Annotated in this window: 17 protein-coding genes and 1 pseudogene; 6 read left to right on the forward strand and 12 right to left on the reverse strand. The window is 66.5% G+C overall.

Annotation, left to right across the window (positions count from 1 at the left end; genetic code table 11):
- Positions 1 to 10 precede the first annotated feature (10 nt).
- From ACYZGB_RS08585 to recG, 3 genes are all read right to left on the reverse strand, one after another.
- On the reverse strand, positions 11 to 328 hold the full coding sequence (locus tag ACYZGB_RS08585) for a hypothetical protein (protein WP_462387820.1): 318 nt from the start codon (positions 326 to 328) through the stop codon (positions 11 to 13).
- 158 nt (positions 329 to 486) lie between these two features.
- Positions 487 to 1,260: a ubiquitin family protein gene (locus tag ACYZGB_RS08590; protein ID WP_462387821.1), complete on the reverse strand. Its 774-nt coding sequence runs from the start codon at positions 1,258 to 1,260 to the stop codon at positions 487 to 489.
- A gap of 76 nt (positions 1,261 to 1,336) precedes the next feature.
- On the reverse strand, positions 1,337 to 3,493 hold the full coding sequence (recG, locus tag ACYZGB_RS08595; RefSeq protein WP_462387822.1) for an ATP-dependent DNA helicase RecG: 2,157 nt from the start codon (positions 3,491 to 3,493) through the stop codon (positions 1,337 to 1,339).
- A gap of 99 nt (positions 3,494 to 3,592) precedes the next feature.
- Here recG and ACYZGB_RS08600 point away from each other — a divergent pair, with 99 nt between their 5' ends.
- The 4 genes and pseudogenes from ACYZGB_RS08600 to ACYZGB_RS08615 all read left to right on the forward strand — a co-directional run bounded on the left by ACYZGB_RS08600 (position 3,593) and on the right by ACYZGB_RS08615 (position 8,011).
- Positions 3,593 to 4,870, forward strand: a complete 1,278-nt coding sequence (locus ACYZGB_RS08600) for an HD-GYP domain-containing protein (protein ID WP_462387823.1) — start codon at positions 3,593 to 3,595, stop codon at positions 4,868 to 4,870.
- Positions 4,871 to 4,927: 57 nt separating this feature from the next.
- Positions 4,928 to 5,884, forward strand: a complete 957-nt coding sequence (locus ACYZGB_RS08605) for a 1-phosphofructokinase family hexose kinase (protein ID WP_462387824.1) — start codon at positions 4,928 to 4,930, stop codon at positions 5,882 to 5,884.
- A gap of 90 nt (positions 5,885 to 5,974) precedes the next feature.
- Positions 5,975 to 7,120, forward strand: a complete 1,146-nt coding sequence (gene queA, locus ACYZGB_RS08610) for a tRNA preQ1(34) S-adenosylmethionine ribosyltransferase-isomerase QueA (protein ID WP_462387825.1) — start codon at positions 5,975 to 5,977, stop codon at positions 7,118 to 7,120.
- Positions 7,117 to 8,011 (forward strand): annotated as a pseudogene (locus ACYZGB_RS08615) (DMT family transporter). The gene queA and the pseudogene ACYZGB_RS08615 overlap by 4 nt, the downstream one beginning before the upstream one ends.
- Before the next feature lie 77 nt (positions 8,012 to 8,088).
- On the opposite strand, the gene ACYZGB_RS08620 reads toward ACYZGB_RS08615, so the two are convergent.
- Together ACYZGB_RS08620 and ACYZGB_RS08625 are read right to left on the reverse strand one after the other, a co-directional pair.
- Positions 8,089 to 9,702: a gamma-glutamyltransferase family protein gene (locus tag ACYZGB_RS08620; RefSeq protein ID WP_462387826.1), complete on the reverse strand. Its 1,614-nt coding sequence runs from the start codon at positions 9,700 to 9,702 to the stop codon at positions 8,089 to 8,091.
- Positions 9,703 to 9,845: 143 nt separating this feature from the next.
- The gene (locus ACYZGB_RS08625; RefSeq protein ID WP_462387828.1) at positions 9,846 to 10,829 is read right to left on the reverse strand and encodes a Bug family tripartite tricarboxylate transporter substrate binding protein; all 984 of its coding nucleotides are present in this window, start codon (positions 10,827 to 10,829) and stop codon (positions 9,846 to 9,848) included.
- Between the two features lie 155 nt (positions 10,830 to 10,984).
- On the opposite strand from ACYZGB_RS08625, the gene ACYZGB_RS08630 reads away from it, so the two are divergent.
- Entirely contained in the window at positions 10,985 to 11,896 is a 912-nt protein-coding gene (locus ACYZGB_RS08630) for a LysR family transcriptional regulator (protein WP_462387829.1), read from the forward strand.
- Between the two features lie 27 nt (positions 11,897 to 11,923).
- On the opposite strand, the gene ACYZGB_RS08635 is transcribed toward ACYZGB_RS08630, so the two are convergent.
- The 7 genes from ACYZGB_RS08635 to trpE form a co-directional block, all read right to left on the reverse strand.
- Entirely contained in the window at positions 11,924 to 12,640 is a 717-nt protein-coding gene (locus tag ACYZGB_RS08635; RefSeq protein ID WP_462387830.1) for a uracil-DNA glycosylase, read from the reverse strand.
- A 69-nt stretch (positions 12,641 to 12,709) separates the two neighbouring features.
- Positions 12,710 to 13,510, reverse strand: a complete 801-nt coding sequence (gene trpC, locus ACYZGB_RS08640) for an indole-3-glycerol phosphate synthase TrpC (RefSeq protein ID WP_462387831.1) — start codon at positions 13,508 to 13,510, stop codon at positions 12,710 to 12,712.
- A gap of 22 nt (positions 13,511 to 13,532) precedes the next feature.
- The gene (gene trpD, locus ACYZGB_RS08645; protein WP_462387832.1) at positions 13,533 to 14,573 is read right to left on the reverse strand and encodes an anthranilate phosphoribosyltransferase; all 1,041 of its coding nucleotides are present in this window, start codon (positions 14,571 to 14,573) and stop codon (positions 13,533 to 13,535) included.
- A gap of 17 nt (positions 14,574 to 14,590) precedes the next feature.
- Positions 14,591 to 15,256 (reverse strand): LysE family translocator, encoded by a 666-nt coding sequence (locus tag ACYZGB_RS08650; RefSeq protein ID WP_462387895.1) that lies wholly within the window; start codon positions 15,254 to 15,256, stop codon positions 14,591 to 14,593.
- Complete coding sequence (locus tag ACYZGB_RS08655; protein WP_462387833.1) at positions 15,256 to 15,840, reverse strand: aminodeoxychorismate/anthranilate synthase component II; 585 nt, start codon at positions 15,838 to 15,840, stop codon at positions 15,256 to 15,258. Before ACYZGB_RS08655 ends, ACYZGB_RS08650 begins: the two co-directional genes overlap by 1 nt.
- Complete coding sequence (locus tag ACYZGB_RS08660; protein WP_462387835.1) at positions 15,837 to 16,184, reverse strand: chorismate mutase; 348 nt, start codon at positions 16,182 to 16,184, stop codon at positions 15,837 to 15,839. The genes ACYZGB_RS08655 and ACYZGB_RS08660 overlap by 4 nt, the downstream gene beginning before the upstream one ends.
- Entirely contained in the window at positions 16,181 to 17,680 is a 1,500-nt protein-coding gene (trpE, locus tag ACYZGB_RS08665) for an anthranilate synthase component I (RefSeq protein ID WP_462387837.1), read from the reverse strand. Before trpE ends, ACYZGB_RS08660 begins: the two co-directional genes overlap by 4 nt.
- Before the next feature lie 365 nt (positions 17,681 to 18,045).
- Between trpE and ACYZGB_RS08670 the strand changes: the two genes are divergently transcribed.
- Positions 18,046 to 18,633: a chalcone isomerase family protein gene (locus ACYZGB_RS08670; RefSeq protein WP_462387838.1), complete on the forward strand. Its 588-nt coding sequence runs from the start codon at positions 18,046 to 18,048 to the stop codon at positions 18,631 to 18,633.
- The last annotated feature ends 169 nt before the right edge of the window (positions 18,634 to 18,802 follow it).

Consider the following 18,802-nt stretch of genomic DNA (forward strand, 5'->3'; position numbering starts at 1 on the left):
GCCAGCAGTGCTATTCATCCAGGAGGTGTTTTTGCCCCCCATTGAACCAGGCAGCATCAAAACCTTCCGCCAGGACAATTGCCTGCGCTGATGCTTGACCTTGGTCGCGGAGTCTTCCCAGGTACTTCACCAGGGTGTTTGAATCTTCGGTGAGGATGTGTGTGATGGACTCGCACACCATTTGCGCCAGCAATTTGACGTCGTCCTTCACGGCCACACGGTCGTCGCCCGTGTCACGCGACAGTACACGCATGAAATTACCGGAGGTCATGGCGTGATCGATGTTGAAGGGCAGTACATGAAAATTGCGCAAAGGGAGGTCGCTCACAGGTTGTCCCACTTGAAACTCTGACGCAACCACGGCAGACAAGTACAAAGGACAGCCCTGAGCCAAGGCCTCGCGCAGATAACACTTGGCTGTCTCGTGGTGCGCGCGCCCTGGGTCTGCCAGCGTGATCAAGTAACTCGTATCCAGAAGAATCGAGATCAAGCCGCACCTCCCCGCAGGGAGTCCACCCAATCGCTCGCATTGGGCACATCCCGCCAGGCCTTCGCACCTCGCTCCGTCAAGCGGCGCAACTGCGCTTCGTCCAAAGTCTGCTGATGCTCTTCAAAACCGAGCAAACGCGCATTGCGGTACTTTCGCGTCACCACGTTGTACTCCGCGCTGATGCGGGCCATAGCGACCTTGTAAAGGCGATTGACTGTATCGCTGCGGAAGAACTCGCGATCCGACTCCACAGGAATCAAAGTGCCATCGGGCAAACGAATATGCGCATTGACCTTTTTAAGTCCGCCCATTTCGACAATCTCACCCTGTAGGTAGCGCTCAACCTGGACCCACTGGTCTGCGTCGTCCGCATGGAAGTCGGTAGCAGCGCTGATGCTGATGTCCCGTTGCGGAATGCCTGGGACGGCAATTCGAAACACACAGCGGCGCGCCCCTCGCGCGAGTTTTTGCCACCGCTCCACTACTTCCCGACGCTTTTTGTCGAGACCATCCAAACGCTCGGAGGCCGCAAGCTGCAGCAGATCCCGCAGAAGGCCTGGCGACGACACAGGGGCCGTCTGGATCGCCAGCGAGCCTTTGACAACCCCTACATCCAGCGCCTGCAAATCCACTTCGGCGCCATCTCCTCGAAGGAACTCCTCCACGTCTTTTACAAAAGTTCGCAAGATTGCCAAGGGCACTCTGTCCGGGGATATCTCATATCCGGCAGACTCGTCGTGCAAGCTAATGAAAAGGGGCTGTGCGTCCATCCAGCAATTCTAGGCACTTACCGTACTGTCCGCAGCTCTCATCGAGATCCGCTGGCACACAACAGGTGCGAGCGTCTCAGGCCTTGAGGTAATCGGACTTGCCACCCAACCAGCGCGCCACGTGTTTTGCGGCAAGCTCAGGATACCGATCCAGCATCTGCGGCGCCAGTTCACGCGCCCATTCGAGCAAATGCGTGTCGGTGGCCAGGTCGGCAAACCGCAGCAGCGCATCGCCCGACTGGCGGGCGCCCAGGAACTCGCCGGGGCCTCGGATCTCCAGGTCGCGCCGGGCGATCTCGAAGCCGTCGTTGGTCTCGGCCATGGCGCGCAGGCGCTCCTTGGCGGTTTCGCCGACGCGGCCGCTGTCGTTGGTGGCATACAGCAGCACGCAGGCCGAGGCCGCCGCGCCGCGCCCTACCCGGCCGCGCAGCTGGTGCAGCTGGCTCAGGCCAAAACGCTCGGCATGTTCGATGACCATGAGCGAGGCGTTGGGCACGTCCACGCCCACTTCAATCACGGTGGTGCTGACCAGCACGCCCATCTGGCCGCTGGTGAAGAGCGCCATCACGGCCTTCTTTTCGGCGGTGGGCATGCGCGAGTGCAGCAGGCCAACCATGCAGCCCGGCAAGGCCTCGCTCAGGTCGGCATGGGTGGCCGTGGCATTGCTCAGGTCCAGCGCCTCGCTTTCTTCAATCAGCGGGCACACCCAGTAGACCTGCCGCCCGGCCTCGACTTGCGCGCCGATGCGCTCGATCACTTCGTCCTTGCGGCTGTCGGCAATGAGTTTGGTGACGATGGGCGTGCGGCCTGGCGGCAGCTCGTCGATGACCGACACGTCGAGATCGGCGTAGTAGCTCATCGCCAAGGTGCGCGGGATGGGCGTGGCGCTCATCATCAGCATGTGCGGCTCCATGCCGTGGGCCGCCAGCTTTTGCCGCAGCGCCAACCGCTGCGCCACGCCAAAACGGTGCTGCTCGTCGATGATGGCCAGCGCCAGGTTCTTGAACTGCACCTGCTCCTGAATCACGGCGTGGGTGCCCACCACCAGCGCGGCCTCGCCGCTGGCCACCAGGGCCAGCATGGCGGTGCGGTCCTTTTTCTTTTGCCCGCCCACCAGCCAGGCGACCTTACGGCCGCGCGCGGCCAGCAGGGGTTCGAGCCAGCCGATCATCTTGGCGAAATGCTGCTCGGCCAGGATTTCGGTGGGCGCCATCAGCGCGCACTGCCAGCCAGCGTCCATGGCCAGGCAGGCGGCCAGGGCCGACACCACGGTTTTGCCCGAGCCCACATCGCCCTGCAGCAGCCGGTGCATGGGCACCTGGCGGGCCAGGTCCACGGCGATTTCTTCACCAACGCGGCGCTGGGCGGCGGTGAGGCTGAAGGGCAGCACGGCCAGCAATTGTTCGTGCAGGGGCAGCGTGCCCGCCTTGGCCTTGGCGGGGCGCAGCACCGGGGCGCGCAGCCGGTCGCGCTCGCGCCGCGACTGGTACTGCGACAGCTGCTGGGCCAGCAGTTCCTCGGCCTTCAGGCGCTGCCAGGCGGGGTGGCTGTGGTCCTCCAGCGTGGACAGCGCCACGTCGGGCGCGGGGTGGTGCAAAAAAGTGAGCGCCTCACGCAAGCTGAACGCGCGGTGGAGGCCATTTTGGCCATAAAACCGCGCCCAGGGCGGCTCGGCGCCGGGGGGCAGTGTGTCCGACAGGTCCACCCGCGCCAATGCACTGACCACGGCGCGGCGCAGGTAGGGCTGGGGCAGCCCGGCCGTGGTGGGGTAGACGGGCGTGAGCGCGGCGGGCAGCTCGCCGCCTGCCACACGGAAGGCCGGGTGCAGCATCTGCCGCCCCCAGAAGCCGCCCTTGACCTCGCCCCGGATGCGCAGGCGTGCGCCCACAGCCATCGTTTTTTGGTGCGAGGGGTAGAAGCTGAAGAAGCGCAGCTCGCAGCTGCCGCTGCCGTCCTCCACCTGCACCACCAGCTGGCGGCGCGGACGCAGCTGCACCTCACTCGCCACCACGGTGGCTTCGATCTGGGCGATCTGCCCGTCGCGGGCGTTGGCCAGGGGAATGATGCGCGTTTCGTCTTCGTAACGCAGGGGCAGATGCAGGGCCAGGTCGATGTCGCGCCGCAGCCCGATTTTTTGCAGCGCCTTCTGCGCCACCGAGGCCCCGCCTTTGGCCGCTGCGGGGGCCGCCGGGGCCTTGGCACTAGGGGAAACTCTGGAGGCGGCAGGCGGCATGTAAAAGGCTTTTCGAACGACAGTACTAGAGCAAAAAGGCTACCATGGTTACCGTTAGTCAGCCTAAAGACGGGCGGTTCTTCGGGGCTCAACCACACCATGCTCAAGCGCATCCAAATCCAACATCTCACACTGGGCATGTACCTGCACGAGTTCTGCGGGTCCTGGATGGAGCACCCATTCTGGCGCGCCAAGTTTGTACTCAAGGACCCCAAGGACCTCGAACGCATCAAGGCCACCGCCATCCACGAGTGCTGGATTGACACCTCCAAGGGCCTGGACGTGGCCACCGGCACCACCTCGGTCTCGCGCGAAGAGGTGGATGCCAAGATAGAGACCGACTTCAGCCGCCTGGAAGACCTGCCCCCCATCCAGGTGAGCTTGCCCGTGCCACCGCCCCCTGTGCGCAACCGCAACCCCACCGACATGCAAGGTGAACTCAAGATGGCGGCGGACATCTGCGGCCGATCCAAAAAGGCCGTGGTTTCGATGTTCAATGAGGCCCGCATGGGCCGTGCGGTGGACTCAGCGGGGGCACAAAGCCTGGTGGAGGAAATCTCCGACTCCGTCACCCGCAACCCGGGTGCGCTGATCAGCCTGGCGCGCCTCAAAACGGCCGACGACTACACCTATATGCACTCGGTGGCGGTGTGTGCGCTGATGGTGGCGCTGGCGCGCCAGCTCAAGCTCAACGACGAGCAGACGCGCCTGGCGGGCATGGCGGGCCTGCTGCACGACCTGGGCAAGGCAGCGATCCCGCTTTCGGTGCTCAACAAGCCGGGCAAGCTCACCGACAAGGAATTCACCGTGGTGCGCAGCCACCCGCTGGAGGGCTTCCACATGCTCAAGGAAGGCGGCAATGTGCCCGACGCCGTGCTCGACGCCTGCCTGCACCACCACGAAAAAATCGACGGATCGGGCTACCCCGACAAGCTGAAGGGCGAGGGCATAAGCGTCATCGCGCGCATGACGGCCATCTGCGACGTGTACGACGCCATAACCTCCGACCGCCCCTACAAAAGCGGCTGGGACCCGTCCGAATCCCTGCGCCGCATGGCCGAATGGACCAACGACCACTTCGACGCGCGGCTGTTCCAGGCCTTCGTCAAGAGCATCGGCATCTACCCCGTGGGCTCGCTGGTGCGGCTGACCTCGGGGCGCATCGGGGTGGTGACCGAACAGGCCCCCACGGCCCTCACCACGCCCATCGTCAAGGTGTTCTTCTCGACCAAGTCCGACCTGCGCATCCCGCCCGAGCTGGTGGACCTGGCCGCCCCGGGCTGCAACGAGAAGATCGTGGCCCGCGAAGACCCCGAGAAATGGCGCTTTCCGGACATCAATGAACTCTGGTCGGGGTTTGCCGAAAAGGCCTGGTAGCCCTGCCCGGCTGATCTGGCCACCGCACCCGCCCCTGCCCTGCCCCGCGCTTCCTCCGTGCCCGCCCTGATCACCCTGACCCTGAACCCCGCGCTCGACCTGGCGACCACAACCGCCCAGGTCGCGCCCACGCACAAGCTGCGCTGCGGCCCGGTGCAGCGTTTTGCGGGCGGTGGCGGCATCAACGTGGCCCGCGTACTTCACCGGCTGGGCGCCGATGTGCTGGCCTGGGCCCTGGCGGGCGGCGCAGCGGGCGCACAGGTGCAGCAACTGCTGGCCAGTGAAGGGGTGCCCACGGCACTGCAAACCATTGCGGGCGATACGCGCGAGAACTTCTCGGTGGTCGAAACCACCACCGGCCAGGAGTTTCGGTTTGTGCTGCCCGGCCCCACGCTGCAGGCAGCCGAATGGCAGGCCTGCCTGGATGCGCTGGCCGCCTTGCCCACGCCGCCCCGCTGGCTCATTGCCAGCGGCAGCCTGCCACCCGGCACGCCAGACGACTTCTATGCCCGGCTGGCCCAGGCTCTGTCTGGCCGGGGCGTGCGGGTGGTCGTCGATACCTCGGGCCCGCCGCTGGCCGCTGCGCTGCAGGCGGGCGTGGCCCTGGTCAAGCCCAGCCTGCGGGAGCTGCGCGAGCTGGTGCAGCAGCCGCTGGAGCAGGCAGCCGACTGGTGCGCCGCCGCCCAATCGCTGGTGCACAGCGGCGCGGCCGAGACCGTGGCCCTGTCGCTGGGCGAACAGGGCGCCGTGCTGGCGACCCGCGCGGGTGTGTGGCAGGCCCCGGCGCTGAACGTGCCCGCCACCACCGGCACCACAGGCGCGGGCGACTGCTTTCTGGCGGCGCTGGTCTGGGCACTGGACCGGGGCGACGCCCCTGCCGAAGCACTGCGCTGGGGCGTGGCGGCGGGGGCTGCGGCCTTGCTGCACCCGGGCACCACCCTGGCCCAGGTGAGCGACGTGCAGCGGCTGGTGCACAGCGTGCCTGCGCCCGTGGCCGTCACCACACAGCCATAGCCCGGCCCCGGCGGGCGGCACAGGCGCGTGGGACAATCGCGACCTTCGCAATTTTTACCTTGGCACGGGCCCGTTCGGCCCTCAAGCACGATGACTGATTTTTCCCCCGGCGCAGCCAGCGCGCCCCACGCTTCCCGCGTGTTCACCCTCAGCGACTTCGACTTCTCGCTGCCCCCCGAACTCATTGCCCAGCACCCCGCGCCCGAACGCAGCGCCTCGCGCCTGCTTGACGGCCGCGCCATGCAACCGGTGGACCGCATCTTCCGCGAGCTGCCCGGCCTGCTGCGCGAGGGCGATTTGCTGGTGTTCAACGACACGCGCGTGGTCAAGGCGCGCATCTTTGGCGAGAAGGCCAGCGGCGGCAAGCTGGAACTGCTGATCGAGCGCGTGCTGCCCGCCGAGGCCGGCGGCCAAGGGAACGAAGTCGTGGCCCACATGAAGGTCAGCAAGAAGCCCCTGCCCGGCAGCGTGGTGCACATGGCCGGTGGCCGCCGGGCGGGCGGCTTTGACGCCCAGCTGCTGGGCCGCTGGCCCACCGAGGACGGCCCGCTGTTCCGCTTTGCGCTGCACGGCCCCGCAGGCGAGTCGCCCTGGGAGCTGATGGACCGCCACGGCCACCTGCCGCTGCCGCCCTATATCGAGCGCCACCAGAACACCGACCACGACCCTGACGAGGCCGAGGACAGCCAGCGCTACCAGACCGTGTTTGCGCGCAACCCCGGCGCCGTGGCCGCACCTACCGCCGCGCTGCACTTTGACGAAGGCGTGCTGGCCGACCTGGCGGCGCGCGGCATTGAGCGCGCGAGTGTCACGCTGCATGTGGGCGCGGGCACCTTCCAGCCCTGCAAGACCGAAAACCTGGCCGAGCACCAGATGCACAGCGAGTGGTACGAAGTGCCCCTGGCCACGCTGGCCGCGCTGGAGCGATGCCGCCAGCGCGGCGGCCGCGTGGTGGCCGTGGGCACCACCACCGTGCGCACACTCGAATCCTGGGCGAAGACGGGCCAGGCCTCTGGCGACACCAACATCTTCATCACGCCAGGCTTTTCATTCCAGGTGGTGGATTTGCTGGTCACCAACTTCCACCTGCCCAAAAGCACGCTGATGATGCTGGTGAGCGCGTTTGCGGGCTACGCCCACATCATGGGCCTTTACCGGCATGCGATTGCGCAGCAGTACCGCTTCTTCAGCTACGGCGACGCGATGCTGCTGGAGCGTGCACGCAGCCAGCCGTGAGCCCTGCCGCCCCCACGCCCGCCGTCCGCCTGCACGCAGCGCTGGCGGGCATCGCACTCGCCGTGGCGGCCTGCGCTTTTTTTTGCTGTGCTGGACACCGCAAGCAAGCTGGTCAGCGCGAGCGTGCCCATCGTCATGGCGCTGTGGATGCGCTATGTGTTCCAGTCGCTGCTGACCACGGCCTTTGTGCTGCAGCGCGCGGGGCGCTCTGCGCTGCGCACCACACAGCCCCGCTTTCAGGCCCTGCGCGGTGCGCTGCTTGCCATGACCAGCCTGTTCGGCTTCATCAGCCTCACGGCCCTGCCGCTGGCGGAGTTCACGGCCATTGTGGCCACCGTGCCGCTGTGTGTGACGGTGGTGGCGGCGCTGTGGCTGCACCAGCCTGTGAGCCCTTTGCGCTGGCTGCTGGTGGTGACCGGCCTGGCGGGCACGCTGGCCATCATCCGGCCCGGCGGTGAGGCCTTCACCTGGGCGCTGCTGTGGCCGCTGTGCATGCTGGCTGCGGGCACGGGCTACCAGGTGCTGAGCAGCAAGATGGCCGGGCACGAGAGCCCCGCCACCACGCAGCTCTACACCAGCTGGATCGCCACCGCGCTGGTGTCGCTGGGTGTGCCGTTTTTCTGGCAGCCGGTGAACAACCCGTGGCTGTGGGCGGGCATGCTCACCATGGGCCTGTCGAGCGCGGTGGGCCATATGCTGCTGCTCAACGCCTATGCGCGCACCACGCCCGTCGTCATTGCACCGTTTTTGTATTCACAGATCGGCTTTGCGATGCTGGCGGGCTGGCTGGTGTACCGCCATGTGCCGGATGCCTGGTCGATGGCGGGCATTGCGGCCATCGTGCTCAGCGGCGCGGCCAGCGCGTGGCTGACCGTGCGCGAGACGCGGTAGGCGCCACTTTATAAGCAAAAACAGGGCTTTGCGCGCGACCACAAAGCGTTATCAGCTCCTGTTTTTATAGCAAACGCTCAGTACGCCACGGCATGCCCGTCCTTGCGCGGGTCGGAGCCTGCGATGTAGCTGTTGCCGTTCTTCAGCACCAGCTGCGCGCCGCCAAAGGCGAACACGCCGTTGCCCTCTTCCACCGTCACCTCGTGCCCGCGCGCGCGCAGCGCGGCGACCACGGCCGGGTCAAAGCCCGGCTCCACGGCCACGCCCTTGCCACCCGTCACGCGCCAGCGGGGGGCATCGGCCGCCGCCTGGGGGTTCTGGCCGTAGCGCAGCACGCGCAGTGCCATCTGGGTGTGGCCCTGGCTCTGCATGGGGCCGCCCATCACGCCAAACGCCATCTGCGGCGTGCCGTCGGCATGCATGGCAAAGGCCGGGATGATGGTGTGCGAGGGGCGCTTGCGCGGCGCCACCTGGTTGGCATGGCCCGGGATCTGGTTGAAGCCGTGGCCCCGGTTTTGCAGGCTGATGCCCGTGCCCGGCACCACCACGCCCGAGCCAAAACCCATGTAGTTGGACTGGATGAAGGACACCATCATCCCCGAGGCATCCGCCGCCGCCAGGTACACCGTGCCGCCGGGGCGCGGCGCGCCATGGCCGGGGTCGCCCGCGCGGTCGGTGTCGATCAGCTGGGCGCGGCCTGCGAGGTAGGTCGCATCCAGCAGGTGCTGGGGCGCCACGGCCTGCATGGCGTCGATGTCGGCGTTGTACTGGTGCAGGTCGGCCAGTGCGAGCTTCATGGCCTCGATGCTGGCGTGCACGGTCTCCACACTGTCGAGCGGATGCTTGCCAATGCCATGCGCGTCCAGCATGCCCAGCGCCATCAGCGCGGCAATGCCCTGGCCGTTGGGCGGGATCTCGTGGACCACCGAATCGCCAAAACGCTGGTGGATGGTGCCCACCCAGTCGGCCTGGTGCGCAGCCAGGTCGGCCAGCGTCATCGCGCCGCCGTGGGCCTGGGAATGGGCTGCGATGCGCTCGGCGATCACGCCCCGGTAAAAGGCCTCGCCCTCGGTCTCGGCGATCAGCTCCAGCGTGCGCGCATGTGCTTCGCTGCGGAAGATTTCGCCCGCCCGGGGCACCCGACCGCCCAGGTACTCGGGCAAGAAGCACTCGGCAAAACCCGGCTGCGTGCCCAGCTTGGCCGCGCCCAGCGCCCACAGGTGGGCGATGGTGGGCGACACCGGAAAGCCGTTGCGCGCGTAGTCGATGGCGGGCTGCGCCAGCTGCGCAAACGGCAGCTTGCCCAGGCGCTTGGAGAGCGCCACCCAGGCCGAAACGGCGCCCGGCACGGTGACGGCGTTCCAGCCGGTTTCAGGGATGCCGCCGAGCTTCTCGAAGTATTCAGGCGTCCACGCCGCAGGCGAGCGGCCGGAGGCGTTCAGGCCGTGCAGCTCCTTGCCGTCCCACACAATGGCAAACCCGTCGCTGCCCAGGCCGCAGCCCGTGGGCTCCACCACCGTGAGGGCCATGGCAGCGGCAATGGCGGCATCCACCGCGTTGCCCCCGGCCAACAGCATGCGCAGGCCTGCCTGCGCGGCCAGCGGCTGCGAGGTGGAGACCACGTTGCGGCCCATGACCGGACTGCGGTGGGAGGCGTAGGGAAGGGACCAGTCGAGGGATGGGGTGTTCATAGCGTTCTGACTCTGTTGCTAGCAAGGTGTCGCGGTGCGTGAAACTGGCGCGGCGCAAAGCGAGAGACACCGAGGAAGGGCCGCCCCGCACCGAGGGCGTCGCCCCCCTTCAAGGGGGAAGGCGCCGAAGGCGACTCAGGGGGTTACTCCACCGTTATCTTGTGTTGGCGAATCACCGTCGCCCAGCGGTTGCTGTCCGCCTGCACCATGGCACCAAACTGCGCGGGCGTGCGCGGCGCGGCGGGCTCTACGCCCAGCTTGGCCAGGCTCTCGGCCACTTCCGGCGCCTGCACGGCCTTGGCAAAGGCCTTGTGCACTTTCTCGACCAGCGCAGGCGGAGCGCCTGCAGGCAGGTACACACCAAACCAGGTCACCGACGAATAACCGGGCAGGCCGGATTCGGCCAGCGTGGGCAGCTCGGGCGCCAGGGTGCTGCGCTTTTCGCTGGTCACGGCCAGCGCGCGCAGGCGCCCGGCTTTGGCGTGGGGCATGCCCGTAGGCAGCGAGTCAAACAGCACATGCGTCTGCCCGGCAATCAGGTCGGGGATTGCCAGCGCCGTGCCCTTGTAGGGGATGTGGGTCATATCCACACCCGCCTGGGCGCTGAAGGCCGCAGTGTTCAGGTGCACGATGGTGCCGTTGCCGCTGGTGGCGTAGTTGAGCTTGCCGGGGTGGGCCTTGGCATACGCAATCAGCTCGCCCACAGTCTTGGCGGGCAGCGAGTTGGTGACCAGCAGCACGCTGGGCGCGTCGGCCACGTGGGCCACGGGCACAAAGTCCTTGCGCGGGTCGTAGGCCAGCTTGGGCATGAGGTGGGGCGAGATGGCATGTGTGCTGCTGGTGGTCAGCAGCAGGGTGTAGCCGTCGGGTGCGGCCTTGGCCGCCTCGGCCGTGCCCAGGGTGCCGCCCGCGCCGGGCTTGTTGTCCACCACCAGCTGCTGACCCAGGTCGGCCGCCACACGCTGCGTGACCACGCGGGCCACCAGGTCGGTTGCGCCGCTGGCGGGAAAGGGCACGATGACCCGCACAGGGCGGTCCGGCCAGTTGGCTTGCGCATGCGCCGCCGCCGACACCACCAGCAGGCCCGCCAGGCCCCAGACACCACGGCCCCAGGAAAGTAGACGCATACGCAGCACTCCAGCCAAGAAGTTGAACAACACACAGAGAGAGTGGGCCATCTTAGGAATCTGCGCCTTGCTTGACCACCAGCATTTCGGCAAGCTGCTTTGCCACAACGGCAAACCGGCGCATACTGCAGCCTCGTTTGGAGAACCCGCCCCCGATGCGCGCCCACCTGCTGCAAGACACCACGCTGCGCTACTTTCTGGAAGTGGCGCAGAGCGGATCGCTCACCGAGGCGTCGGCGCGCCTGCATGTGGCCGCCTCGGCCCTGAGCCGCCAGATTGCGGGGCTGGAGGCGCAGTTGGGCACGCCGCTGTTCGAGCGCCACCCGCGCGGCATGGTGCTCACGGCGGCGGGCGAGATCCTGGCCGTGCACGCGCGCCGCGCCGTGCTGGACGCCGAGCGCGCGCTGGGCGAGATCGGCGCACTGCAGGGCCTGCGCGCCGGGCAGGTGCGGCTGGCCACCTCCGACGCGTTTGCCAACGAGCTGGTGCCGCGCCTGTGTGTGGAGTTTCAGCGCACCCACACCGGCATCCAGTTCAGCGTGATTGCGCTGCCCACGGCCCAGGTGCCCGACGCGGTGCGCAGCGGCGCGGCCGACATCGGCCTGTGTTTCAGCCGCGCGCCGCACAAAGACATCGAGGTGGCCTACCGCCAGACCGCGCCCGTGCTGGCCCTCGTCCCTCCCGGCCACCCACTGGCGGGCGCTGGCAGCGTCACGCTGGCCCAAATGGCCGACTACCCGCTGGCCCTGCCTCCGGCCGAGACCACGGTGCGCCAGATGATCGACATCGTCTGCAGCCGCCAGGGCCTGCAGCTGGAGGCGGTGCTCATCAGCAACCACGCCAAGACGGTGCTCAACTTCGTGGCGCACGGCGGCGGGCTGTCAGTGGCCAGCGAAATCGCGGCGCGCCACCTGGTGGCCGAAGGCGCCATCGTGGCCCTGCCCATCAGCGACCCGGGCATGGACCTGCGTGACCTGGAGGTGCAGACCCTGGCGGGCCGCAGCCTGCCGGTGGCCGTGCAGGCGTTTGTGGATTTATTGAAGGAGCAGTTGCCGGAGCGCTGGTAGCCCCTCCTGGGGCGATTCGCCCCCGGCTCAGTACCCGTGTTCTTCGCGAAACGCGCGCGCCTTGCCAAAGTGCCCGTTGCCGATGAACGGCACGGGCGGGCGCAGCGCCGACAGCGGCGAAGGGTGGTTGGACGTGAGCACCAGGTGCCCCCGGTCCTGCGGGATGAAGGCGCGCTTGGACTGCGCGTGCGAGCCCCAGAGCATGAACACCACCGGGCGCGGGCCTTCGGCCACATGGCGGATCACGGCGTCGGTCAGCGCCTCCCAGCCCTTGCCCGCGTGGCTGGCGGGCTGGCCCTCTTCCACCGTGAGGCCAGTGTTGAGCAGCAGCACGCCATTTTTCGCCCACGTCACCAGGCTGCCGCCCGGCTCGGGCATGGGCGGAAAGGCCGTGCCCAGATCGCGCTGCATCTCCTTGAAGATATTGCGCAGCGACGGCGGCAGCGGCACACCCGGTGCGACAGAGAACGCCAGCCCCTCGGCCTGGCCCCGGCCGTGGTACGGGTCCTGGCCCAGGATGACCACCCGCACGGCGTCGGGCGGCGTCAGCTCCAGCGCGCGCAGCGGCTGGGGCGGGAACACCACCGCCCCGGCGCTGAGCCGCTCCTGCAGAAACCCCTGCAACGCCTGGCCCCGCGCGCCCGCAAAGAAGGCGTCCACCACCGGCTGCCACCCAGGCGCCACGGGCCATGCGACCGGATCGGCGCCCTGAAGCTGGGTGGGGGTTTGTGCGGGTGAATTCATGGTCAAAATGGCCTTCTGCGCGCTATGGGCAAGCGCTAACAGCTATCAAAACAATAGTACCCAATTCCCTCAGGCAAACAGCTTGGCGAGCGCCAGGCCCGGGTCGTCCGCCCGCATAAAGGCCTCACCCACCAGGAAGGCATGCACACCCGCGTCGCGCATCGTCTTCACATCGGCGGGTTTCAGGATGCCCGACTCGGTGACCAGCAGGCGGTCGGCGGGCACGTCCTTCAGCATGGAGAGCGTCGTGTCCAGCATGACCTCGAAGGTGCGCAGGTTGCGGTTGTTGATGCCCACCAGCGGGGTCTTGAGCTTGAGCGCCCGCTCCAGTTCGGCGCAGTCATGCACCTCCACCAGCACGGCCATGTCCAGGCTTCGAGCGATGGCCTCGAAGTCGGCCATCTGCGCGTCATCCAGGCACGCGGCGATCAGCAGGATGGCATCGGCACCCATGGCCCGCGATTCGTAAATCTGATACGCATCCACCATGAAATCCTTGCGCAGCACCGGTAGCAAGGTGCTGGCGCGGGCCTGCTTCAGGTAATCGGGCTGGCCTTGAAAGAACTGCCTGTCGGTCAGCACCGACAGGCAGGCCGCGCTGACCTTGCCGTCGCCTTCCATGTAGCTCTGGGCGATGTCGGCGGGCTCGAAATCGGCGCGCAGCACGCCCTTGCTGGGGCTGGCTTTCTTGACCTCGGCAATCACGGCCGCCTGGCCTTTGGCGATCTTGGCGCGCAGCGCGCCTTCAAAGTCGCGGGTGAGCACACGGCTCTCGGCATCGGCACGCATGGCGTCGAACGGCAGGCGCTTTTTGGCGGCGGCCACTTCTTCGTGCTTGACGGCCACGATTTTGTTGAGGATGTCACTCATGGGGAAACCTTGTTGGTTGTTGTCACGCGGCAGCGCCGGCCAGCGCATGCGTGCGCGTGACCAGCTGCTCCAGCTTGGCCAGCGCGGCACCCGAGGCAATCGCCGCACGGGCCTTGGCAAGCCCTGCAGGCACCGAATCGACCACATTGGCCGCATACAGCGCCACACCGGCGTTCAGGCAGACGATGTCTTGTGCGGCGCCGGGCTCGCCCTTGAGCACGCCGATCAGCATTTCGCGCGACTGCTCGGGCGTTTCGACCTTGAGCGCGCGGTTGCTCGCCATCGGCAGGCCGAAGTCCTCGGGGTGAATTTCGTATTCAGTGATCTGGCCGTTTTTCAGCTCACCGACCAGCGTGGCAGCGCCCAGACTCACTTCGTCCATGCCGTCACGGCCATAGACCACCAGCGCATGTTCGGCGCCCAGGCGCTGTAGCGCGCGCACCTGGATACCGACGAGGTCGGGGTGGAACACGCCCATGAGGATGTTGGGCGCACCGGCCGGGTTGGTGAGCGGGCCCAGGATGTTGAAGATGGTGCGCACGCCCAGCTCCTTGCGCACGGGGGCCACGTTCTTCATGGCCGGGTGGTGGTTGGGCGCAAACATGAAACCGATGCCCACCTCGGCGATGCACTGGGCGATCTGCTCGGGCTTGAGGTTGATGTGGATGCCCAGGGCCTCCATCACGTCGGCGCTGCCGCTTTTGCTGGACACGCCCCGCCCACCGTGTTTGCTGACCTTGGCGCCCGCTGCGGCGGCCACGAACATCGAGCAGGTGGAGATGTTGAAGGTGTTGGCGCCGTCGCCGCCCGTGCCCACGATGTCCACCATGTGGGTCGCGTCCTTGACGTGGACCTTGGTGCTGAACTCGCGCATCACCTGCGCGGCGGCGGTGATCTCGCCGATGGTTTCCTTCTTCACGCGCAGGCCGGTGATGATGGACGCGGTCATCACGGGCGAGAGTTCGCCATTCATGATGAGGCGCATCAGGTGCAGCATCTCATCGTGGAAGATTTCGCGGTGCTCGATGGTGCGCTGCAGCGCTTCCTGGGGGGTGATGGGCATGGAATGTCTCCTGGTATTTAAGCGGAGGGCTGGTCCGTCAGGGCCAGCTTGAGTCCGAAGCCGATGAACATGGCACCCGCCACGCGGTCCAGCCAGTGCATGCTGCGCTGGATCACTGTGGCGCGCCGCGCCATCCACGAGGCGGCCAGCGCCCAGCCCACATTCACAGGGATGGCGTTGATGTTGAACAGCACACCCAGCAGCACAAAGGCCAGCGCCTTGTTGTCGGTGCCCGGCGCGATGAACTGCGGCACAAAGGCCAGGAAGAAGATGGCGACCTTGGGGTTTAGCACATTGGTCCAGAAACCGCCCAGGAACACCTTGCGCAGCGGTGTGTGCTGCGCAGGGGCCGCCTGCGCCGCCGCCAGGGCAGCACTGTTGCCGCCATCCGCACCAGGCTTGGACAGCAGCATGCGCACGCCCATCCACATCAGGTAGGCCGCGCCGATCCACTTGAGCACCGTGAACGCCGTGGCCGAGGTGGCAAGCAGCGCGCCCACGCCCACGGCGGCCGCAAAGATGTGCACGAAACAACCGGCCGTGATGCCCAGCCCCGCCACGATGCCCGCGCGGGTGCCGGACTTGAGCGCGTTGGTCACGATGTAGAGCACATCGGGCCCAGGCGTGAGGTTGAGCAGCCAGCCGGCCGCGATGAACATCACCAGCTGGTGGGTGTCGATCATCATGTACGCTGCTCCAGAAAGTTCTTGAGCATGGCGTGGCCGTGTTCTGTCAGGATACTCTCGGGGTGGAACTGCACGCCTTCGATCGCCAGCGTCTTGTGGCGCACGCCCATGATTTCACCGTCGTCGGTCCAGGCGGTCACTTCGAGCACATCCGGGCAGGTGGCGCGCTCGATGGCGAGGGAGTGGTAACGGTTGACGGTGAATTGCTCCGGCAGCCCGGCAAACACGCCCTTTTGCGTGGTGGTGATGACGCTGGTCTTGCCGTGCATCAGCTCCTGTGCGCGGATGATGTTGCCGCCGAAGGCCGCACCAATGCTCTGGTGGCCCAGGCACACGCCCAGGATGGGCAGCTTGCCGGCAAAGTGCTTGATCGCGGTCACCGAGATGCCCGCTTCCGCAGGGGAGCAAGGCCCGGGTGAAATCACCAGGCGGTCGAGCTGGCCCGCGTTGAGGCGCGCCTCGATCTCGGCCACGGTGATCTCGTCGTTGCGGAACACCTCGACCTCGGCACCCAGTTCACCAAAGTACTGGACGATGTTGTAGGTGAAGCTGTCGTAGTTGTCGACCATCAAGAGTTTCATGCGGCGCTCCCGGCAAGGGCGGGCTCGCGCAGACGGGCGAACTCGCGGTGTTCATAGGCAATGCAGGCTTCCATGAGGCTGCGGTAGATGGCTTCCATCACGTCGGCGTCGCCGCCTTCGGCCTGGGCGCGTTCGCGCACGCGGGCTACGATGGCTTCGATGCGGGCTTCGTCGCGCACCTGTTCCACGCCCTGCTTGATGCGAGCGGCCTGGGTCATGTAGCCCACGCGCTCGACCAGCAGGGGCACGAGCACGTCGTCCAGCGCGTTCACTTCACGGCGCACGTCCTGCATGGTGGCGCAGTCCTTCACTTTGGCAATGGCCTTGGTTTCAGAGGACGTCATTCCAGGCCCTCCTCAACCAGCTCGGCGGCGCGCAGTAGCGCGCGGGCCTTGTGCTCGGTTTCTTTCCACTCCAGCTCGGGCACCGAATCGGCCACCACACCCGCGGCAGCCTGCACATAGAGCGTACCGTTCTTGATGATGCCCGTGCGGATCGCGATGGCCACATCCATGTCGCCCGCATAGCTCAGGTAGCCACAGGCGCCGCCATACAGGCCGCGTTTGGTGGGTTCGAGCTGGTCGATGAGTTCCATGGCGTGCACCTTGGGCGCGCCGGTGAGCGTGCCTGCGGGGAAGGTGGCCTTGAGCACGTCCATGCTGGTCATGCCCTCGTTCAGGATGCCTTCCACGTTGCTCACGATGTGCATCACGTGGCTGTAGCGCTCCACGGCAAAGGCCTCGGTCACCTTCACGGTGCCAGTTTGGGCGATGCGGCCGATGTCGTTGCGCGCCAGGTCGATCAGCATCACGTGTTCGGCACGCTCCTTGGGGTCATTGATGAGTTCGACCTCGGTGGCCTTGTCCTTCTCGGGCGTGGCTCCGCGCGGGCGGGTGCCGGCCAGGGGGCGGATGGTGACCTTGGTGCCTTCGTCGGTCTTCTCCTGGCGCACCAGGATCTCGGGGCTCGCACCCACCACGTGGAAGTCGCCGAAGTCATAGAAGTACATGTACGGCGACGGGTTCAGCGAACGCAGCGCACGGTACAGCGACAGGGGCGATTCGGTGTAGCGCTTGTGGATGCGCTGGCCCACCTGCACCTGCATGAAGTCACCGGCAGCAATCAGCTCCTTAGCGCGGTGCACGGCGGCCAGGTAGTCGGCCTTGGCAAAGTCGCGCTGGGCGGGGTGGCTTTCGGTGGCCTTCACAACGGGCGCGCTCACCGAATACTTGAGCTGCTCTTTCAGCTCACGCAGGCGCTTCTTGGCGCGGGTGTAGGCCTCGGGCTGGGCCGGGTCGGCGTAGACGATGAGGTAAAGCTTGCCCGAGAGGTTGTCGATGACCGCCAGCTCCTCGCATTGCAACAGCAGGATGTCGGGGCAGCCCAGGGTGTCGGGCGGGCAGGTGTTTTCGAGCTTTTTTTCGATGTAGCGCACCGCGTCGTAGCCAAAGTAGCCCGCGAGGCCGCCACAAAAACGCGGCAGCCCGGGGCGCAGGGCCACCTTGAAGCGCTTTTGGTAGTCGGCAATGAAGTCGAGCGGATTGCCCTGGGCGGTTTCGACCACCTGGCCGTCCGTCACGACCTCGGTTTTGGCCTGCGCCCCAAAGCCACTGGCCCGCAGCAGCGTGCGCGCGGGCAGGCCGATAAAGCTGTAACGCCCGAAGCGCTCGCCGCCGACCACGGATTCGAGCAGAAAGCTGTGCTTGCCGCCGTCCTTGGTGTGCGCCAGCTTCAGGTAGAGCGAGAGCGGGGTTTCCAGGTCCGCAAAGGCCTCGACCATGAGCGGAATGCGGTTGTAGCCTTCGCTGGCCAGGCTTTTGAATTCAAGTTCTGTGATCACGGGGAGAGCTCCCAGCTGTCGCAGCGCGTGTCCCTGTGCAGTAGAAAGGGGCGCTGCGGTCCATTCAATCGGCCTCACCGCATCGGGGTGGAGGCCACGGGTGCACGCTGGGGCGTCGTCGGCCCAGGTGCCATCAGGCGTTCAAAAAGACAGGCTGACGCCAGGGCCAGGCTCCCCGGTCGCTGCAACCTGTGATGAACACGTGGTGAATGAACATGGGCCAAAGTGTAGCAAAGCTTTTTTGGCGGCCCGATTTGACAGGCCGCAAGGCCGAGATCGCACAACCGCTCGAAAACCCTGTTGCGGGCGGCAGGGAGCGCTGCAACAATTAGAAACGAACGACCGTTCTTTTTTAGGAGCTGTGCATGAACTTTCTCCAGCGATGCGCTTTGGTGGCCGGAGCCTGCCTGCTGGCGGCCACCGCTGCCGCCCAGCCCATCACCGTGTCCGATGTGAAATACGAAGAGACCGCCAGTCTGAGCGGCAGCACCCTGCAACTCAACGGCGCAGGCGTGCGCTACAAGGCCGTTTTCAAGGTCTACACGGCGGGCCTGTACCTGGAGAAGAAGGCGCACACGCCCCAGGACATCGCGGCCCTCAAGGGCCCCAAACGCATGAGCATCACCATGCTGCGCGAGATCGACTCCACCGAGCTGGGCAAGCTGTTCTCGCGCGGCATGGAGGACAACATGGACCGCGCAGCGTTTTCCAAGCTGATCCCGGGCGTGCTGCGCATGAGCCAGATCTTCTCGGACCACAAGAAGCTCGTCGCAGGCGACCAGTTCCAGATCGACTGGATCCCCGGCACAGGCACGGTGATCACCGTCAAGGGCAAACCGCAAGGTGAGCCCTTCAAGGAGCCAGAGTTCTTCAACGCGCTGTTGGGCATCTGGCTGGGCAACACGCCCGCCGACTGGAAGCTCAAGGACGCCCTGCTGGGCAAGCCCGCATAAGGCATGACCCCCGTCAAGCCGGGACGCCCGGCTACGGACAAACCCCCACGCCCACAGGCACCTGGCTGTCACTCGCCCGACACCCACAAGCCGGGCCGGGGCGTACGCTGAGATCTGTCCGCAAACCTCTTTTTGTCCTCGCAGCCCGCCCTTCATTTCTCTTTTTTGC

This window comes from Acidovorax sp. Q11 (assembly GCF_054950075.1).

Bases quoted from the DNA above. Each gene is read 5' to 3' on its own strand.
- ACYZGB_RS08590 (WP_462387821.1), bottom strand. From the start codon at position 1,260: ATGGACGCACAGCCCCTTTTCATTAGCTTGCACGACGAGTCTGCCGGA.
- recG (WP_462387822.1), bottom strand. From the start codon at position 3,493: ATGCCGCCTGCCGCCTCCAGAGTTTCCCCTAGTGCCAAGGCCCCGGCG.
- ACYZGB_RS08600 (WP_462387823.1), top strand. From the start codon at position 3,593: ATGCTCAAGCGCATCCAAATCCAACATCTCACACTGGGCATGTACCTG.
- queA (WP_462387825.1), top strand. From the start codon at position 5,975: ATGACTGATTTTTCCCCCGGCGCAGCCAGCGCGCCCCACGCTTCCCGC.
- ACYZGB_RS08620 (WP_462387826.1), bottom strand. From the start codon at position 9,702: ATGAACACCCCATCCCTCGACTGGTCCCTTCCCTACGCCTCCCACCGC.
- ACYZGB_RS08625 (WP_462387828.1), bottom strand. From the start codon at position 10,829: ATGCGTCTACTTTCCTGGGGCCGTGGTGTCTGGGGCCTGGCGGGCCTG.
- ACYZGB_RS08630 (WP_462387829.1), top strand. From the start codon at position 10,985: ATGCGCGCCCACCTGCTGCAAGACACCACGCTGCGCTACTTTCTGGAA.
- ACYZGB_RS08635 (WP_462387830.1), bottom strand. From the start codon at position 12,640: ATGAATTCACCCGCACAAACCCCCACCCAGCTTCAGGGCGCCGATCCG.
- trpC (WP_462387831.1), bottom strand. From the start codon at position 13,510: ATGAGTGACATCCTCAACAAAATCGTGGCCGTCAAGCACGAAGAAGTG.
- trpD (WP_462387832.1), bottom strand. From the start codon at position 14,573: ATGCCCATCACCCCCCAGGAAGCGCTGCAGCGCACCATCGAGCACCGC.
- ACYZGB_RS08650 (WP_462387895.1), bottom strand. From the start codon at position 15,256: ATGATCGACACCCACCAGCTGGTGATGTTCATCGCGGCCGGCTGGCTG.
- ACYZGB_RS08655 (WP_462387833.1), bottom strand. From the start codon at position 15,840: ATGAAACTCTTGATGGTCGACAACTACGACAGCTTCACCTACAACATC.
- ACYZGB_RS08660 (WP_462387835.1), bottom strand. From the start codon at position 16,184: ATGACGTCCTCTGAAACCAAGGCCATTGCCAAAGTGAAGGACTGCGCC.
- ACYZGB_RS08670 (WP_462387838.1), top strand. From the start codon at position 18,046: ATGAACTTTCTCCAGCGATGCGCTTTGGTGGCCGGAGCCTGCCTGCTG.